This is a genomic window from Paenibacillus sp. Y930, from assembly GCF_056786375.1.
The window spans coordinates 356,407-374,583 of record NZ_JBXCIX010000003.1 but is presented as its reverse complement, the minus strand read 5'-3'; the positions used below and the strand labels follow the sequence as shown (position 1 = coordinate 374,583).

General features: G+C 42.4%; 13 protein-coding genes. 12 read left to right on the top strand and 1 reads right to left on the bottom strand.

Annotation, left to right across the window (positions count from 1 at the left end):
- Positions 1-79 precede the first annotated feature (79 nt).
- On the bottom strand, positions 80-1,027 hold the full coding sequence (locus AC1TO5_RS10600) for an ABC transporter substrate-binding protein (protein ID WP_482062774.1): 948 nt from the start codon (positions 1,025-1,027) through the stop codon (positions 80-82).
- 331 nt (positions 1,028-1,358) lie between these two features.
- Here AC1TO5_RS10600 and AC1TO5_RS10595 point away from each other — a divergent pair, with 331 nt between their 5' ends.
- The 12 genes from AC1TO5_RS10595 to AC1TO5_RS10540 all read left to right on the top strand — a co-directional run bounded on the left by AC1TO5_RS10595 (position 1,359) and on the right by AC1TO5_RS10540 (position 18,064).
- Complete coding sequence (locus AC1TO5_RS10595; protein ID WP_482062773.1) at positions 1,359-2,378, top strand: NEAT domain-containing protein; 1,020 nt, start codon at positions 1,359-1,361, stop codon at positions 2,376-2,378.
- Between the two features lie 92 nt (positions 2,379-2,470).
- The gene (locus AC1TO5_RS10590) at positions 2,471-4,186 is read left to right on the top strand and encodes an S-layer homology domain-containing protein (protein WP_482062772.1); all 1,716 of its coding nucleotides are present in this window, start codon (positions 2,471-2,473) and stop codon (positions 4,184-4,186) included.
- Positions 4,187-4,340: 154 nt separating this feature from the next.
- Complete coding sequence (isdE, locus tag AC1TO5_RS10585; RefSeq protein WP_482063109.1) at positions 4,341-5,267, top strand: heme ABC transporter substrate-binding protein IsdE; 927 nt, start codon at positions 4,341-4,343, stop codon at positions 5,265-5,267.
- An 8-nt stretch (positions 5,268-5,275) separates the two neighbouring features.
- On the top strand, positions 5,276-6,256 hold the full coding sequence (locus AC1TO5_RS10580; protein WP_482062771.1) for a FecCD family ABC transporter permease: 981 nt from the start codon (positions 5,276-5,278) through the stop codon (positions 6,254-6,256).
- Positions 6,246-7,022 carry an ABC transporter ATP-binding protein gene (locus tag AC1TO5_RS10575; RefSeq protein ID WP_482062770.1) on the top strand — a complete coding sequence of 259 codons (777 nt, stop codon included), beginning with the start codon at positions 6,246-6,248 and terminating at the stop codon, positions 7,020-7,022. Before AC1TO5_RS10580 ends, AC1TO5_RS10575 begins: the two co-directional genes overlap by 11 nt.
- A 129-nt stretch (positions 7,023-7,151) precedes the next feature.
- The gene (groES, locus tag AC1TO5_RS10570; RefSeq protein ID WP_482062769.1) at positions 7,152-7,433 is read left to right on the top strand and encodes a co-chaperone GroES; all 282 of its coding nucleotides are present in this window, start codon (positions 7,152-7,154) and stop codon (positions 7,431-7,433) included.
- A gap of 179 nt (positions 7,434-7,612) precedes the next feature.
- A complete protein-coding gene (groL, locus tag AC1TO5_RS10565) occupies positions 7,613-9,241 on the top strand; it encodes a chaperonin GroEL (RefSeq protein ID WP_482062768.1) in 1,629 nt (542 codons plus the stop codon).
- Between the two features lie 703 nt (positions 9,242-9,944).
- Positions 9,945-10,106 carry a response regulator gene (locus tag AC1TO5_RS10560; RefSeq protein ID WP_482062767.1) on the top strand — a complete coding sequence of 54 codons (162 nt, stop codon included), beginning with the start codon at positions 9,945-9,947 and terminating at the stop codon, positions 10,104-10,106.
- 68 nt (positions 10,107-10,174) lie between these two features.
- Positions 10,175-10,477 (top strand): winged helix-turn-helix domain-containing protein, encoded by a 303-nt coding sequence (locus tag AC1TO5_RS10555; RefSeq protein ID WP_482062766.1) that lies wholly within the window; start codon positions 10,175-10,177, stop codon positions 10,475-10,477.
- A 125-nt stretch (positions 10,478-10,602) separates the two neighbouring features.
- On the top strand, positions 10,603-14,463 hold the full coding sequence (locus AC1TO5_RS10550; protein WP_482062765.1) for an S-layer homology domain-containing protein: 3,861 nt from the start codon (positions 10,603-10,605) through the stop codon (positions 14,461-14,463).
- Positions 14,464-15,216: 753 nt separating this feature from the next.
- Positions 15,217-17,349, top strand: a complete 2,133-nt coding sequence (locus tag AC1TO5_RS10545) for an ATP-binding protein (protein ID WP_482062764.1) — start codon at positions 15,217-15,219, stop codon at positions 17,347-17,349.
- Positions 17,276-18,064, top strand: coding sequence for a response regulator transcription factor (locus AC1TO5_RS10540; protein WP_482062763.1), 789 nt, complete (start codon positions 17,276-17,278; stop codon positions 18,062-18,064). Before AC1TO5_RS10545 ends, AC1TO5_RS10540 begins: the two co-directional genes overlap by 74 nt.
- Positions 18,065-18,177: the final 113 nt, after the last annotated feature.

Genomic DNA, 18,177 nt, shown 5'->3' with positions numbered 1-18,177 from the left:
TTTCAATGGTAGATGTAATCTACTACTGAAACACTCTCTTTGTTTGTAATATTGAATATATACAAGGTAGCCTGAATAACTATGGATGAAGTACTTTGTACATATAGTCCAACGATTCATTAATACGTGTACCAGGGTTAGAGCCAAACAATTCTGCTGGTAATACTTCAATATGACCATTTTTCACTGCGTCGACACTATTCCATGCTTTACTAGCTTCCATCTCACGAATGAAGCTATCCTTGACCTCTTCAGGATCAGCATGGGTCATGATGAAAATAGCTTGTGGGTTAGACTCGACAATCCGTTCCATATCAAGTGTTGCATACTGCGGATAACTAGCTAACTGCGGATAATTTGCTGCAATATTAGCCCCTCCTGAAAGTGAAAGAATATCACCTGCTAGTGAACTAGGTAATGCTGCCATAAATGTGCCTGGAGCACCGTATACGATTAGAGCAGGTACAGGTTGTTGCGATTCAGCAGCTAATTCAGTCAGCTTACTATCAATCTCAGTCACTAACTGCTCAGCTTTACTTTGCTTTTGTAGCAGATCGCCAAATATCGTAATTTGACGTTGAATATCTGCAACCGAGTTACCGCTTGTAAGAACAACTTTGGCACCGATGTTTTCGAGCTTTGCAACATCCTTTGCATTCATTATATTGTGAGCGAGAACGACTTGTGGTTTTACATAAGCGATTTGTTCTAGATCAACTTCATGTGTTGTACCAATCTCACGTATATCGTAGGATGATTCCCATTGAAGCGGGACATCTGTCGTTGGACGACCAACTAAAGTGCCTTCAAGTGAGTAGATGATGTTTGTTTCCCCGATGCTTAAAGCGGCAATTTTGTCAGGGACACCATTAACGGTAATCGATCGATCATTGAAATCGGTAACGGTTATCTGCTCCCCTGTTGCTTCATTCGTAATAGCTGGATTAGTAGCTGTACCACAGCCAGCTAGTAGAATAGTACATGTCAGCAACATGCTAGCTAAAAGTTTTGTGTATTTTTGCATCATTATGTCTCCTTCAAAGAATTTAGAAACTATATTTAATGGTAATAAGCTTGTATTACTAGATTTTAACTTTGATAATGATTCTTAATCTCGTTATTAATTGTGACATAATTATGGATTGAAGGAAAGAGACAACTTATGTCTGAATAATGACATCTCATTGAAGCTTCTTAGAAATGTCATAAATCTGTTGACTATTTCTTTTGAAATCATGTAATATCAAATGAGAATGATAATCAATAATGACTTTGCTTAATCAGTTTATGCTTTCGATGCTACTTTTTATTTGCAGAGAAGTTCACCGAGAGGCTAATAAAAAGTTTTGGGGGTATCTATGATCTTTCAAAGGGATTATGTAAGAAAGTTACTTACAGTAGTTGTAATGTCTGTACTACTAGTCTTATTAAGTACTTCTCATACAATGGCAGCGGCAGCGCTTGAGGATGGAGAATATACAATTAATTATGAAATACTAAGAGGCGACACCAAAGATGATTCCACTTCACTTGCTGATGGATATTGGGATAAGCCTGCTAAAGTTATTGTGAAAGACGGTAACATCACAGTACAAACGAATATTAATCAACATGCTTGGGTTGTTGCATTTGCAACACAAAGCAATGGGAAAATGGTTGATGCAAAAGTTGTTTCAACGAATGAAAAGGCTAATTCGAGAGTTGCGGAATTCAAAGTTAATAGCTTTGACGACCTATTATTATCCTCCATGACGGTTGATATTCCGGAGATGGATTACTTACATAGCTATGAGGCTAGATTCAAATTTTATCCAGATTCTTTGAAAACAGTTGGAAAGCCTACAGACACAACTAAGCCAACAGCAACGCCTAAACCGACAGCGAAACCAGCGTCAACGCCTAAAGTAACAGCTGAACCAACAAAAGACACATCGAACACAGGTACGAATCCAGTGAAACCTACGACTTCAGAGAAGCCGCAAGATACGATGACACCGAGTTCGTCTAATAACTCAGTTTCTAACTCTGCAACGCCAGATCCTAATGCAAGCACATCATCTACTGATGATAATATGGTAGATAAGGGCAGTGAAGGATCTGATATTGGTATAAGTGTAAAAGAAGATGCAGCGACGAAAGAAGATGCGGACGTACCTGCAGTTAATGCAGCGGATGATGTTATTGTTGAAACGGCAGAAGGCATTACTGCTAATAAAGCATTAGATGGCACTACTGAGGTTGAAACGGATCAATTTACCGTTGATATAGAAGAAAAGCAAGGCGGTACCATTGCTATTACAATCATTATTATTATTGCGATAATATTTATTGCAGGCGCTATTGCCTGGATGGTTGTCAGTCGTAAACGCAATATATAATTAGAAAAAACAAAAATTATGCTTTCGATGCTATTTTTTATTGTCAAGGTAGTTCATCGGGAAGCTAATAAAAAATTTGAGGAGAATGAATAATGAAAAAGAAAATGGTTAAGCATCTATCAACAGCTGTAGTGGCAGCTATGCTAGTAGGGTCAGTTCCAGCATTTGCATTGGCGGCAGAAGTACCGGCTATTTCTAGTAATCAAGAGACAGCAACAGCAGCACTTGCACATTTCATTAATAGTGATGACACTGCCAAATTATCAAGTATGGCAGCTTATGTATCTGAACCAAAAACATATGTAAAAGATAGCGTTACTTATTTGCGATTAGATGTTCAACAAGTATATAGTGTGAAAATTACAGTTGAAGGTAAAGAAGGTACTAAGGTTGATGAATATGTGAAAACAGTAGAAGGCCGTAACGGTTCACAGGAAGTAACATTCTTCACTCTTGATTATGCATTAACAGATGCAACAGCAATTATACAATCTCAAGCTTCTTACTTTGTCCCTGGCGTATTTACTGAAACTCAAATTCATGATCTATTCATCGTAATTGGTAATGATATCGATGCAGCAAAAGCTGAGCTTGCAACATTAATTGAGCAAGCACAATTAGAAAAAGCTCCAACAGCTGCGCTTCAAACGGCTCTTACCGCTGCTGAAAAAGCAAATAACTATGTAACAAAAAAAGCTGATTTGGAAGCAGCGCTTAAGGATTTAAAAGTAGTACTTAACGAAAATCCAACAGAAGCAGCAGTATATTTCGTTAATAAAAGCGATGCTAGCAAAATTTCTTCCATGGCTAACTATCTTTCCAATCCAAAAACATATACAAAAGACGGCGTAACGTATCTACGTCTTGATGTACAGCAAGTATACGATGTAACTGTTACAGTTGAAGGTAAAGCCGGTACTAAAGTTGCTGAGTATGTTGCAACGGTAAACGGCCGTACTGGTCCACAGGAAGTAACATTCTTCACATTGGATTATGTAGTAGCTGATGTGAAAGCAGTAATTGAAGCATCTGCTTCTTACATGGTTCCAGATGTATTCACTGAGCCACAATCTCACGGTATTGATATCGTCATCGGAAGTAACGTTGATGCAGCAAAAGCTAACCTAGTTAAAGCACTTGCAATAGCGAATGCAGTAACAACTCCTTCTGCAGCACTAACGACTGCAATTGAAACAGCTACAGCTGCCAATAGCTACTTGAAATCTAATGAACAAATCGTTGCAGCTACTAATGCATTAGTTGGAGTCGTTGCGCAAAATGTAAGCTTCTCTGATGTTACTGCTCATTGGGCAAAAGATGCTATTAACTTAGCAGTAGCGAAAAGCATTGTAAATGGTTATACAGATGGTACATTCCAACCAAACAAAAATATTACTCGTGCTGAATTTACGAAATTAATTGCTACAGCTCTTGATTTGCCGGTAGCTAGCAATGAATTAACATTCAAAGATGCTGCAAGTATTCAAGAATGGGCAGTTCCATTTGTGAAACAAGCGGTAAACGCTGGAATTATTACTGGATACCAGGATGAAACATTCCGTGCGAACAACAATATTACACGTGCAGAAATGGCTGTAATGGTTGTTAAAGCATTAAACATTACAGAACTTGCTTCTGCTGATGAGCTAACGTTCAAAGATAGTGATGCTATCCCAACTTATGCGAAAACATATGTAGCTACTGCAGTGAAGCTTGGTCTAGTTACTGGTCTTACTACTGACACATTTGGTCCTAACGGGCAAGCTACTCGTGCTGAAGCAGTAACAATCATTGTACGCGCTCAATAATTTATGCGCTGCTATCGTATACGGCGTGGTATATAACATATGTTATGAAATGAATAGTTTACACCATGAGGACCTCGATTAATCGATGTCCTCATGGTGTATTTATAAGGAGTTTATGAAAGGACGTTATACAATGTTAGGAAAGACGCAAGGTATGAAGCTAATCGCAATTGGTTTGACATTATGTATATTATTCATAGCAGGCTGTAGCTCTAATGGAGTCAAAGAGAATGAATCAGTTAATCGACCATCCAATACAGCAGGCAACAATATAGCGACTCCAAGCTTAGATGATGTTGATTATCGTATCGTATCGACTACTGTTGCTATTACTGAAATTCTTGCCGAGCTTGATCTTAATGTAGTTGGTATACCATTTACTTCCAAATCATTGCCAGAACGATATAGCGGAGCTGTTAAGATTGGTAACCCGATGAGTCCCGATATGGAGCTTGTGAAGTCTCTGAAAGCTACTCATGTGTTATCGGTAACGACATTACAACATGATTTGGAAGATACATTTAAAGGATTAGGAATCGAAGCAAGATTTCTAGACTTTACAAGTATTGAAGATATGAAGAACGAAATTACAAAGCTTGGTGCAGAGTTCAATCGAGTAGAACAAGCGAAGGCGCTTGTTGCAAGCTACGATAAGAAAATTAGTGATATTAAAGCGGATGTTGCAGGTCAACAGGCGCCTAGCGTATTAATATTGATGGGAATTCCAGGTAGTTATCTCGTTGCTACAGAAAATTCATATATTGGTGATCTTGTGAAGCAATTAGGTGGCGCTAACATCGTAACAGATTCGAAAGTTGAATTCGTTTCAGCCAATACTGAGTTTCTTCATCAAGGAAATCCTGATGTTATACTTCGTGCTGCTCATGGGATGCCAGAAGAAGTGATTGAAATGTTCGATGCTGAATTTAAGCAAAATGATATTTGGAAGCATTTCAACGCAGTGAAGAATGAACGTGTCTATGATTTGCCTGAAGATTTCTTTGGAACGACAGGTAATTTAGCGGCAGATGAAGCGTTAGATATACTTGCTGACATGCTCTATCCGGATCGGAAAGGATAATTTAACCTATGAAAAAAACGATTTACTTTGTCGTTGCAGTAGTTTTGCTTGTTGCAGTCGCATTGTATTCTGCGGCAACAGGAAGTATTAAGGTTGGACCTTGGGAACTCATTCAAGGATTAATCTATGGTGGTAATGATCATGTTGATATTATTCGAGATTTTCGTTTGCCTCGTATTATTGTATCCATAATGACTGGAGCTGCACTCGCAGTATCTGGTGTACTATTGCAAGCGGTGATGCGTAATCCACTAGCTGATGCTGGAGTAATCGGAATTTCATCTGGAGCAGGCTTTGTATCTGTATTAATTGCTACATTGTCGCCTACACTTATTTTTTGGATGCCGGCGTTCTCTGTTATTGGTGGGCTAGTAGCATGCTTCTTAGTATATTTATTCTCTTGGCGCTCAGGACTGCAACCATTACGACTAATTCTTGTCGGTGTAGCTGTTAATGCGATGTTCTCTGGACTCAGTCAATTGTTCAACTATCGAGGCAGCTATGCGGTAGGTAATGTCAATCAAGCAGTCAGCTCTATGTTCTCCATGAAAACATGGAATGATGTGGAAATGATTTTGCTCTACAGCTCTATTGGTTTAATTATTGCATTACTGCTTAGTACATGGTGCAATATGTTGTCGTTGCAGGATCGTACAGCTAGTAATTTAGGTTTACGTGTCATGCGTGCAAGAGTGATTATTTCTTTTGTTGCGGTGTTGTTAGCCTCAATTGCAACTGCTATTGGTGGCTTAATTGCTTTTGTTGGTCTATTAATTCCACATATTGCCCGTCAAATGGTTGGGACTGATCATAAGATTCTTATTCCGTTTTGCGCAATACTAGGAGGATTACTTATTCTACTAGCGGATACGATCGGGAGAACGATTATTGCACCAATGGAAATACCAGCCTCTGTTATTATGATGATTATTGGTGGTCCATTCCTAATCTTTATGTTGATGAGGGGGGATCGAGTTAATGGAAATTAACGGAATTAGCTTTCAATACAAAAACAGCGCACAGATTTTAAATCAACTTTCAACTTCAATTGCTCAAGGTAAGATTACGACGATCATTGGACCTAATGGCAGTGGGAAATCAACGTTGCTAGCATTACTAGCTCGTAACAATATGCCAAGTGTTGGTCAAATTTTTATTGATGGACGTGATTTACAGCAGTTGAAATCTAAGGAATTAGCTCGCATTCTAGCCGTTGTGCATCAGCAGAATGAAGCTCCCTACGATCTAACGGTAGAGCGGCTAGTGGAGTATGGACGTCTACCTTATCGTCATATGTTTTCGTCAGAGACGGATGAGGATCGCCAGGCAGTGGAGTGGGCACTTGCGTGTACGAAGCTTACGGAGTTCCGCAGTCGTCGCTTGAATGAGCTATCTGGTGGACAGAAGCAGCGTGCTTGGGTTGCGATGGCACTTGCGCAGAAAACATCGATTCTGTTTCTCGATGAACCAACGACATTTCTCGATATTTACTATCAGATTGAATTACTTGATCTTGTACAGCAATTGAATCGAGAGCATGGCCTAACGATTGTTATGGTGCTTCATGATGTGAATCAAGCCGTTCGCTATAGCGATGACATAAAAGTATTGAAAGATGGCAATATTATTGCTGAAGGTGAACCGGAGACAATTATGACCAGCGAATTAATGGAATTAGTATACGGAGTAAAGGCAATTATTCGCAAGGATGAGGAGACCGGAATGTATATCGTACCTATTGCTACAAATGGATAGGTATTTTTTTTGAGTAAATACTTGAAATCAGACAAGAAAATAGGTAGAATAATAGTTGTTAGCACTATCAGTGGTCGAGTGCTAAAAGGTATTACAAATTGAACCATTCATATAAGGAGGCTTTTTTCAATGATTAAACCTTTGGGTGAACGAGTATTGGTTGAACCAATTGCACAAGAAGTAACAACAGCTAGTGGTATTGTATTGCCGGATACGGCTAAGGAAAAACCACAAGAGGGTAAAGTTATCGCTGTAGGAAGCGGCGCACTTAAAGATGGCGTTCGTGTTGCTTTGGAAGTTAAAGAAGGCGACCGCGTTCTGTTCTCTAAATATGCTGGTACTGAAATCAAGTATGAAGGTAAAGAATACTTGATCATGAAAGAAAGCGACATACACGCGATCTTCGAATAGGCTCGCGATCAAATACACATACAATAAATCAATTGCTTATGCTTCCGATGTAACTTTTGAGTTACAAGGAGTTCATCGAGAAGACAACAAAAGTTTTTAGCTTATGCTTCCGATGCGATTTTTTATTCGCAGGTAGTAACTCACGGAGATACCATAAAAAATTTTAGGAGGACTTAATCATGGCTAAAGAAATTAAATTTAGTGAAGATGCTCGTCGCTCTATGCTTCGCGGTGTAGATGCACTAGCTAATGCAGTTAAAGTAACACTTGGTCCAAAAGGACGTAACGTTGTTCTTGAGAAGAAATTCGGTAGCCCACTAATCACTAACGATGGTGTTTCTATCGCCAAAGAAATCGAACTTGAAGATGCATTCGAGAACATGGGTGCTCAACTAGTTAAAGAAGTAGCTACAAAAACTAACGATATCGCTGGTGACGGTACTACAACTGCAACAGTTCTTGCTCAAGCTATGATTCGTGAAGGTCTGAAAAACGTAACTGCTGGTGCTAACCCAATGGTTATCCGTAAAGGTATCGAGAAAGCTGTTAAAGCAGCAGTACTTGAGCTTCAAGCGATTTCCCAACCAATTACAGGTAAGCAATCTATTGCACAAGTTGCTGCAATTTCTTCTTCTGATGAAGAAGTTGGCGATCTGATCGCTGAAGCAATGGAAAAAGTAGGTAATGATGGTGTTATTACGGTTGAAGAATCAAAAGGCTTCGCAACTGAACTTGAAGTTGTAGAAGGTATGCAATTCGATCGTGGCTACATTTCTCCATATATGATCACTGATACAGAAAAAATGGAAGCAATTCTAGACAATCCATATATCTTGATCACTGATAAAAAAATTACAAACATTCAAGAAATTCTTCCAGTACTTGAGAAAGTTGTGCAATCAGGTAAACAACTTCTTATTATCGCTGAAGATGTTGAAGGTGAAGCACAAGCTACTCTAGTTGTGAACAAACTTCGTGGAACATTCACTTGCGTAGCGGTTAAAGCTCCAGGCTTTGGTGACCGTCGTAAAGCAATGCTTCAAGATATCGCCGCTCTAACTGGTGGTCAAGTGATTACGGAAGAGCTTGGTCTTGATTTGAAAACTACTGATGTAGATGCACTTGGTTCTGCTCGTCAAGTACGCATTACAAAAGAAAATACAATCATCGTTGATGGTGCTGGTAACTCTGCTGATATTAAAGCACGCGTTAACCAAATCAAAGCTCAACTAGAAGATACAACTTCTGAGTTTGACAAAGAAAAACTTCAAGAGCGTCTAGCTAAATTAGCTGGTGGCGTAGCTGTCATCAAAGTTGGTGCAGCGACTGAAACTGAATTGAAAGAGCGTAAGCTTCGCATCGAAGATGCTTTGAACTCTACTCGCGCAGCAGTAGAAGAAGGTATCGTATCTGGTGGTGGTACAGCGCTAGTTAACGTATATAAAGCAGTAGCGGCAGTAGAAGCATTTGGCGACGAAGCAACGGGTGTTAACATCGTACTTCGTGCGCTAGAAGAACCAGTTCGCACAATCGCAGCTAACGCTGGTCAAGAAGGTTCTGTAATCGTAGAACGCTTGAAAAACGAAAAAGTAGGTATTGGTTACAATGCAGCTACTGGCGAATGGGTGAACATGTTCGAAGCGGGTATCGTTGACCCTGCTAAAGTAACTCGTTCTGCTCTTCAAAACGCAGCATCTGTTGCAGCTATGTTCTTAACAACGGAAGCTGTAATAGCTGAAAAACCTGAGCCGAATAAACCAAGCATGCCTGATATGGGTGGCATGGGCGGTATGGGCGGTATGATGTAGTTTTGACCACATGAATGAAAATAGGCTACTCACGAGTTCAATTTGAACTTTGTGAGTAGCCTATTTTATTATGCGTTGTGTAGTTCATCAAGCATTTGATTAAGCTTCTTGTGATTTCACTATAGACCTTTAGCGCCCGACCATACTTTTGTCGTGCACGGTTATGTTTCTGTAGGCGAGTAAATTACTTAGAGAAATCATGGAGCAAGTAGCGCAGTCTTAAGGCGCCTCTGGCAGTGCGTCGATTCCCTTAATATAGCTGCTGCCGTTGTTGCTGGTTTGGTTGCAAGTCTTGCCATCGTCTCCGCAGACGGACTCTCTTAAGTTTCAAAGTGAAGAGGGCATTATGAATTTAGCGCAGCTAACGCAGCTTCATGTCAGTTAGAATCGCTAAAGCTCGCTAAAGCTGCAAGGGGAGTGGGAGTTCTACTGGCAAGAGTTGCTGTCGCCTGAGGTCATTTGCATGTCAAGTTTGTTACTAGCGTTGCTGATCAGCCTGCCTCTCCCTGCTGTCTACGCAGTCTTTTCATATAAGTCCCCCTGACACGGGAAAGTATTCCAAAACAAAATGTAATGAAAACTTTAAGTTTGCGTATGAAGCAAAATCTTAAATATTCCTTTATATTTCATAACTAGTCTGTTCTTTCATGCTAAGATAGGTATTAAATTACAATAGCCTGTCGATTTGAGAAGAAGGAAGGTGATGATTATACATGAAATTATGATCGTCGATGATGATTTTCACATCTGTGAAATTGTTCAGGCGTATTGTGATCGGGAGGGCTTCATATCCGCATGCAGTCATAACGGGGAAGATGCTATGAAGCTGCTTGCATCGTTCGAGCCTGATTTGGCGTACTCATAGCCAAGATCAAGGCTCACCTTCGCAGAGTGTCGACGGGTCGAAGGGAACAACTGCTGGAGTTGCCAGGTTTGACATTGGATTACAACGCACAGTCCGTCATTATGGGTAGTGAAACCCTCTTTTTATCGAAAAAAGAATTCTGTCTCCTGTCCTATATGGCACAAAACGTTAATCGTGTCGTCAGTGTCGATGCGTTGTTTCAGCTCATCTGGGGAATGGAAAGTCTGGATGATACGAGAACGGTCGCTGTACACATCAGCAATTTACGCAAGAAAATCGAGGCTGACCCTGCCAAACCTGAGCGAATTTTTACGATTCGGGGGACCGGATATATGCTGGTGGACAAGGGTGAGTTGCAAGCGCGAACTTAAAGTCTTCTTTACATTTCACAAATTGGCTAATCTACCATGATAAAATACAATTGACTCAAGATCGTCCAACTAGATATGGTCTTCGTGTTGCAACTGAGCGTGTTATCTGAGAGGGGAAAACAAAAGTGAAAAAGAAAATGATCATGATATCGATCATCGTTGCACTGTTTTTTGGCGTACCAACCCATAGTATGGCATTTGACGAATTTGATGGTCTTTCAGCAGATTCAATTGACATTAAATTTTATGATGGAAATTTTTACGTTGCTGAATTTGGTTTAAATAAAATTACAAAAGTATCAATGTCTGGAGAATCAACGCTAGTTTATCAAGAACAAAGTAATAATTGGCAAAAAATTAGTGGTTTCGCATTTAGTGCGAATGGAGATTTATACTTTGCCAGGAATGCAGAGCCGAGCATTTTTCGAATCGCACAAGATGACCTGGGTAATGGGAATCATGTGCAGGTCGTTACAACAAATCCAGCAGGAGGCAATTATTTCATAAGTAGTATGGCGTTTGATTCTGAAGGAAATATGTACTTCTCTGAATTCGATGCGAGTAATATTAAAAAAATATCCAAACATGATTTAGACGAATCTCCTACGAATTTAGATATTACGAAAGCGAGCATTATTGTTGAAAATATATCCGGTAATCCAATATCTGTAAATTTTGACGAAGATGGAAATTTGTATTTTAGTCTTTATGATCAAAAAAAAATTATGAAAATTGATCATACGGACTTGGCAAATAACGCAACAATCAATTATTCCAATGCTGTTCTATTCCAAACCACTTCGGGCTTCGCAGGCGGAGTTGCCTTTGATCAGGATGGAGCCCCTTATCTATTGACTGGCGGCAAAATTAGCGTGCTAAATGCTCGTCCAAAAGCATCAGATGTTCAAGTTGATACAACGGACGGATTAATCGTAGGGAACACATTAATAGGAAGCTATACCTATGAAGATAGAGACAACGATCCGGAAGGGGCATCCTTGTTTCAGTGGTATCGTGCTGATGATGATTCGGGTACCAACAAAACTGCGATTGCCGGGGCAACGGGTGAAAGCTACGGGATCCAAGAGGATGATAGCGGCAAATATATTGGTTTTGAGGTGACGCCAGTGGGCAAAACAGGTGCAACACCAGGAGAACCTGTACGAAGCTTTGTGGGACCTGCAATTGCCGGCGCACAAACAGCGGCAGCATCGGCAGCAACGCTGACACCTGTTGCTGGCGCAGACAATACGATTACGCTGACGGTGAAGGATTCGCTTGGGAATGTGGATACGAATTTTAGCGGGGCGCGTAACGTAACAATTTCTGGCGTGGGGAAAGCGTCGAACGATTCATACGGGAGCTTTAACGGAACAGAGTTAAGCAGCTCATCACAGACGATCAGTGTGAGCTTCACTAATGGCGTGGCTACGCCAGTCTTGGTGCTGAACAAGGCTGTCGAGCAGAACATTGGGTTCAGCATTGCTGGCGTAGCGACTCCTGCGACGAACACGCAGGCGATTACGCCAAGTGTGGGCAGCTTGTCAGCGATGGAACTAATGCAAGATATTACCGCGCCTGCGGTGAATGGCGGACAGTTCGCAGAGCAGCCGAAGGTGACGCTTGTCGATGCTTATGGCAACGTACGAACAGGGGATAACAGCACAGTGATTACCGTATCGAAGAAAGATGCAGGTGCTTGGACGCTGGCTGGAACGACTACTGTCACCGCAAGTGCAGGTGTAGCGACATTCAGTGATCTGGTTGCAACGAATGCGGCGCAAGTGACGGGTGCACAGTTGGCTTTTCAGGCTGACTCGCTTACAGAGATTACGAGTTTAACGGTGACATTACCTTGGTCTTCACTTGCTGCACCAAGCATTACTTCTGTAGCGGCTGGTGATGGACATGTGGCTATTGGCTGGAATGGCATATATGGAACCGTCACTTATGCGGTATATCAACGTGAGGCTCATGGAAGTTACGGAGCTGCAATCGCAATCGTAGATGCATCCGTACTTGAATATGATACTCTCGGATTGACCAATGGTACAACCTACTATTTTATGGTCAAGGCGATTAATCCAGCAGGAGAAAGCGATCCATCTGATGCAGTCAGCGCAACGCCGCAGGTTCCAGCACCAGGAGCTCCGAGCCTGCTCACTGCTGTGGCAGGCAATAGCAATGTTACGCTTACCTGGACCCCTGTGAATGGTTCAACAGGCTATAAGATCTATCAACGGTTGAGTTCCGACTCCTCAGGAGCAGAAGCAGCAACGGTGACGGGTTCAGTATATAGCTACCAAGTGACGGGCTTAACGAACGGTGCGATGTATTATTTTTCCATACAGGCAGTGAACCCAGGAGGCGAAAGTGATCTTTCCAATGAAGTGAGCGCAACGCCGATGACGGTTCCTTCATCCCCGACAGAGGTGCGGGCTGTTGGCGGCAACGGTCAAGCTACAATTACCTTCACGGCGCCTGATGAACAGGGCGGGAGTCCAATTACGGGATATGAAGTGACGATATTACCGGATAATCGAACAGTAACAGGTCATTCAAGTCCGATTACGATAACGGGGTTGACCAACGGCAGGGCTTATACGTTCGTAGTCAGAGCGATCAATAGCGTGGGAAGCGGTAGTGATTCAGTGGAATCCAATGGAGTTAGACCGCAATCACCTCCAATTAATAATGAGTTGCCACAAGTCCCGAGTGAGCCTGCTCCTACAGCGACGGAAGTAGAGGTATTGATTAACGGTAAGCCGGGGAAAGCTGGAATTTCAACTACGACTGAGGACAATGGTCGTACGATAACGATGGTTACGCTTGATCCGAAGAAGCTTGGAGATCTCCTTCAAGCGGAAGGAAGTCGTTCTGTCATTACGATTCCGATTAGCAATCCATCTGATGTGGTAATCGGCGTCTTGAATGGCCAGATGATTAAGGATATGGAAGCGAAGCAGCAGACGATTGAGATTCGAACAGATAAGGCGACCTTCACCCTCCCTGCACTGCAGGTTCAAATCGATACCATCTCTGAACAGATCGGTCGAGACGTGGAATTGGAACAAATTCAAATTGAAATTGAAATATCCGAACCTACAGAGGAACAATTGAAGGTAGTGGAGAATGCGGTTAATCAGGGTGAGTATACACTCGTTGTACCTCCGTTGAACTTCTCCGTCAGCGGCAGTTACGGTGATGTGACCGTTGATGTTTCCAAGTTCAACGCTTATGTAAAGAGAACGTTTGTCATTCCAGATGGTATTGACCCGAATAAGATCACAACAGGCGTTGTGATTGATCCGGATGGAACGGTTCGACATGTACCTACCACAATCGATCTAATAGACGGCAAGTATTATGCAACGATTAATAGTTTGACAAACAGCACGTACGTTCTCATCTCGAATCCAGTGGCGTTCAAGGATGTAGGTGGTCATTGGGCAGAGAAAGCTGTGAATGAAATGGGATCACGTTTGGTGGTTAGTGGAATAGGTGATGATCTGTACAATCCGAATCAAGCGATTACCCGTGCAGAGTTTGCGGTGATTATGGTGCGGGCAATGGGACTTAAAGAGAATAGAGGGGCAACTCCATTCTCTGATGTGCATTCATCAGATTGGTATAGTGGTGCAGTGCTAACCGCACTGGATTACGAACTGATCAGTGGTTATGATGACAGCACCTTCCGTCCACAGCAGCAAATCACACGTGAGCAAGCGATGGTCATGATCGCAAATGCGATGGAAGTGACAGGGCTTAGCGATCAACTTCCTGCTCAGGATTCGAACAAAATCCTACAATCTTATGACGATGCGAAAAAAGTGTCGGTGTGGGCGAGGGATAGCGTTGCCGATGTGTTGCAGGCTGGAGTTATCACAGGAAGAGGCAACTCACAGCTTGCTCCGCAAGCCTTCATAACACGAGCAGAAGTAGCGGTGATCATCCAGAGACTTCTTCAGCAGTCTGAGTTAATCTAACCTATTACATCAGCCACTTTCCTTGACGGTGCTTGGGTACCGCAATGGAAGGTGGCTTTTTGTTTAAAAATATCGAAACATTTACATTAATAATTCATGCCCACAAAGTGCCCACATACTCTACCTACAGATCATACTCACACGGATTTATTGGACTAATTTCTGTAGACAATCGGACAAAATCGCTACAAATAGACTCAAAATACACATAATAACGCCTTTGTCTCATGGGCGGCATGATGTAATAAGGGGATTAAACCCTTATGCATCAAGGGATTTCTCGAGAGAAGTCCCTGTATGACCACATTTTGACCACGAACACTGTAAACACATCATATTGATTTGGAAATCTAGAATCAATATCAAAGAAATTCGATGTTGAGCGACCGCGGTTAATCGGTAGATTTCATCGCCGATGGAGCTGAAAACGCTCCATGAGGTAGGACTGACAAGGCTTTCGAGCTTTGACGAACATCAACGGTAATGCATTTCCCTTCGTGAATTAAGCGACAAACAGGCATTGTTTTATGAAGCTGTTATAGAACGAAATATATCGTTAAACAATGACCACTTCTTAATTAACACTTAAGGAGTGGTTTTTTGTATTGTAACAAACATAAATGAAATAAGGACCTCATTGTGATGCTTGAATGCAATGGTCTAAGTTATTTGCAGAGGACATTTTCATTTAGTGATGATAGTATATAAATAACTTACATATTACGCTCTTTTAGATAGGGGTTTGGATTCATAATGAGGAGTATTCTCCGATTCGGTTCTCGTACGATCTTGCTTCATATAACTGTTGCCATAGTTGTTGGTTTGGTCGCAAGCTATGCTGTTGTCTCTGCTCAGGACCCCCCTAAAATCCAAAGTGCAGAAGGCATTCTGGATTTAACGCAGGTTCATATCAGTAAGAATCCATTAAAGTTACAAGGGGAGTGGGCGTTCTACTGGCAAGAGCTACTGTCGCCTGAGGACATAGAGCTTCGTTCTAATCAGGACGGAAATAATGACCGTTGGATTAGCATTCCGAGCTCCTGGCTAGGCTATCAGTGGGATAATCAGAAGTTGAGTGGTACAGGCTTCGCAACATTTCGGGTAGTTATAGAGCTTAGCGAGCAGGATAGTAAAGAGCGGCTTGCCCTGCGGCTGCCCACTATTTTTCATTCTTATAAATTATGGGTGAATGGTGAACTGTTGGCAGAAGTCGGCGAGGTTGGTCAGGACAAGAGTAGCGTGACACCGCATCTGGCCACGAAGCTAGTATTCTTTCAGCCGAAGAATGATAGGGTGGAGCTAGTTATGCAAGTCGCCAATTTCCACCATAATCGTGGCGGCATCACCAAGTTTATAGAGCTGGGCGGCAGTGATGTGTTAACGGTCAGGACCAATCTGAAAATCGCTGCCGACATGTTTATCACCGCAAGTTTGCTAGTGATTGGTGTGTATCACCTGCTGTTGTTCATACTGCGACGCAAAGACAGGGCTCCATTGTATTTTGGTCTGTTCACCGCGTTATTCGGTATCCGATCCTTGCTGGTCGGCGAGCTCATGATCACACAATTGTGGTCGGCTATTCCATGGGAATTGCAGTTTAAGATCGAGTATCTGATTCTTTGCAGTAGTGGTTATATCATCACTAGGTACTTTGAAAGCATTTTTCCGAACTATGTTTCGCGTTGGTTTCATCTTGCTTCACGGTTTATAACTGGCGCATTCTGTATACTTGTTGTGGTGACCCCTGCACTTATATTTACAAAATTAATGCTGCTAATCGGTGTGATGGTTGTTTTGCATATGGTTTATCTGATGGTTGGGCTGGTCCAAGCGGCTGTGTGGCGAATGGAAGGAGCGCTAATCTTCCTGCTGGTGTCGGTGGTTACTTTAGTTACTGTCGTCAACGATTTTTTATATTACAATGAATGGTCACCAATCGGAATTACCTCTCCGCTTGGTCTGTTGGTATTTACGATCGCACAAATGATTCTGCTTTCTTCGAGATTTACGAGGGCGGCAACGAATGAAGAGAGAATTGCACGTGAGCTGCAGGATGCCAACAACAAGCTGACTGAAATGAATATGAATTTGGAACGGATCGTACAGGAGCGCACACAGGCCTTATCCGCAGCTCATGATGATCTCCGCACATCGTATGACCGCTTGCTTCACTCCGAGCAAGGGAGGAAGAAGCTTCTTGCCTATATTACGCATGATTTGCGTATGCCGCTGTCCAGCATGCTTGGTTATGTTGAGGCTGTGCAAGACATGGTCAAGCCGGAACGTAATGAACAGTATCTGAAGTATATCTGGGATAACACGATAAGAATTAACCGTATGATTGAGGAGTTGTCCTTCTTGTCGCATTTGGAGACAGGACAAATCTCGTACCGAATGGAACCGGTGTATGTGGTACACTTCTTGCGTAGGTTTTATGAACAATATGAGCTGGTTGTGCGTGACGCAGAGTTGGACTTCATACTGGATATCGGAGATGTGGAAGATCAAGGATTGGGCTCGACTGTTGTAGAGATGGATACGCAAAGACTGGAGCAGGCTTTGTTCAATCTGGTGTCGAATGCGATGAAGTTCACCTCTAGGGGTGAACTGGTACGTATTGGACTAGCTGTGGACGAGGTGGATCATACCCGCTATGCGATCATTAGCGTACAGGACTCTGGAATGGGTATTCCTCCAGAGCAGCTCGAGCAAATCTTCGATCGAAATTACCGGTACGATCGACCGGGTGTAGAGAAGGGGATAGAGGGCAACGGGCTCGGACTGGCGATTTGCAGGGAAATCATACAAGCGCATGGAGGGACGGTTCGAGCGGAGAGCGATGGCAAGACAGGGTCGATCTTCTATGTATCGCTTCCTTGTATTTGAGAAGGAGAAAGGTGACGGAGTGATGGACACGCACAAAATTATGATCGTCGATGATGATCCCCATATATGCGAGATTGTTCAGGTGTATTGCGAAAGAGAGGGTTTCCTATCCTCCTACAGTCATAGCGGGACAGAAGCCATGAAGCTACTTAAGTCTTTCGAGCCGGATTTGATTGTACTGGATGTATTGCTGGCTAATGAAAACGGCATAGATTGGTGCAGGGACGCACGGGGCTACACAAATGCGCCGATCGTGTTTCTGAGCAGTCGTGAGGAGGACGAGGTGAAGATCAGCGCATTATCCTATGGCGGTGACGATTATGTGACCAAGCCGTTCAGCCCAGGCGTACTTATGGCCAAGATCAAGGCACATCTTCGTAGAGTGTCGACTGGAAGAAAGGGACAATTGTTGGAGTTACCGGGTTTGACGCTAGATTACTATGCACAGTCCGTCAATATGGGGAGTGAAACTATCTTTTTGTCAAGAAAAGAGTTTAGTCTATTATCCTATATGGCTCAAAACGTCAATCGTGCTGTCAGTGTCGATGCGTTGTTTCAGTTCACCTGGGGAACGGATAGTCTGGAGGACACGAGAACGGTCGCAGTACACATCAGTAATTTACGCAAAAAAATCGAGGCTGCCCCTGCCAATCCTGAGAGAATCATTACGGTTCGGGGGGCTGGCTATATGCTAGTTACTAGCAGTGCGTTGTAGGCGTGAACCTAATGTTACGGTTGGTAGTATGAGCGAGATTACTGCTCTACCTCTAACATACTACAGTCACAATCATTCAAATTAAACCTAAAGATTGAATTTATTAATAAATA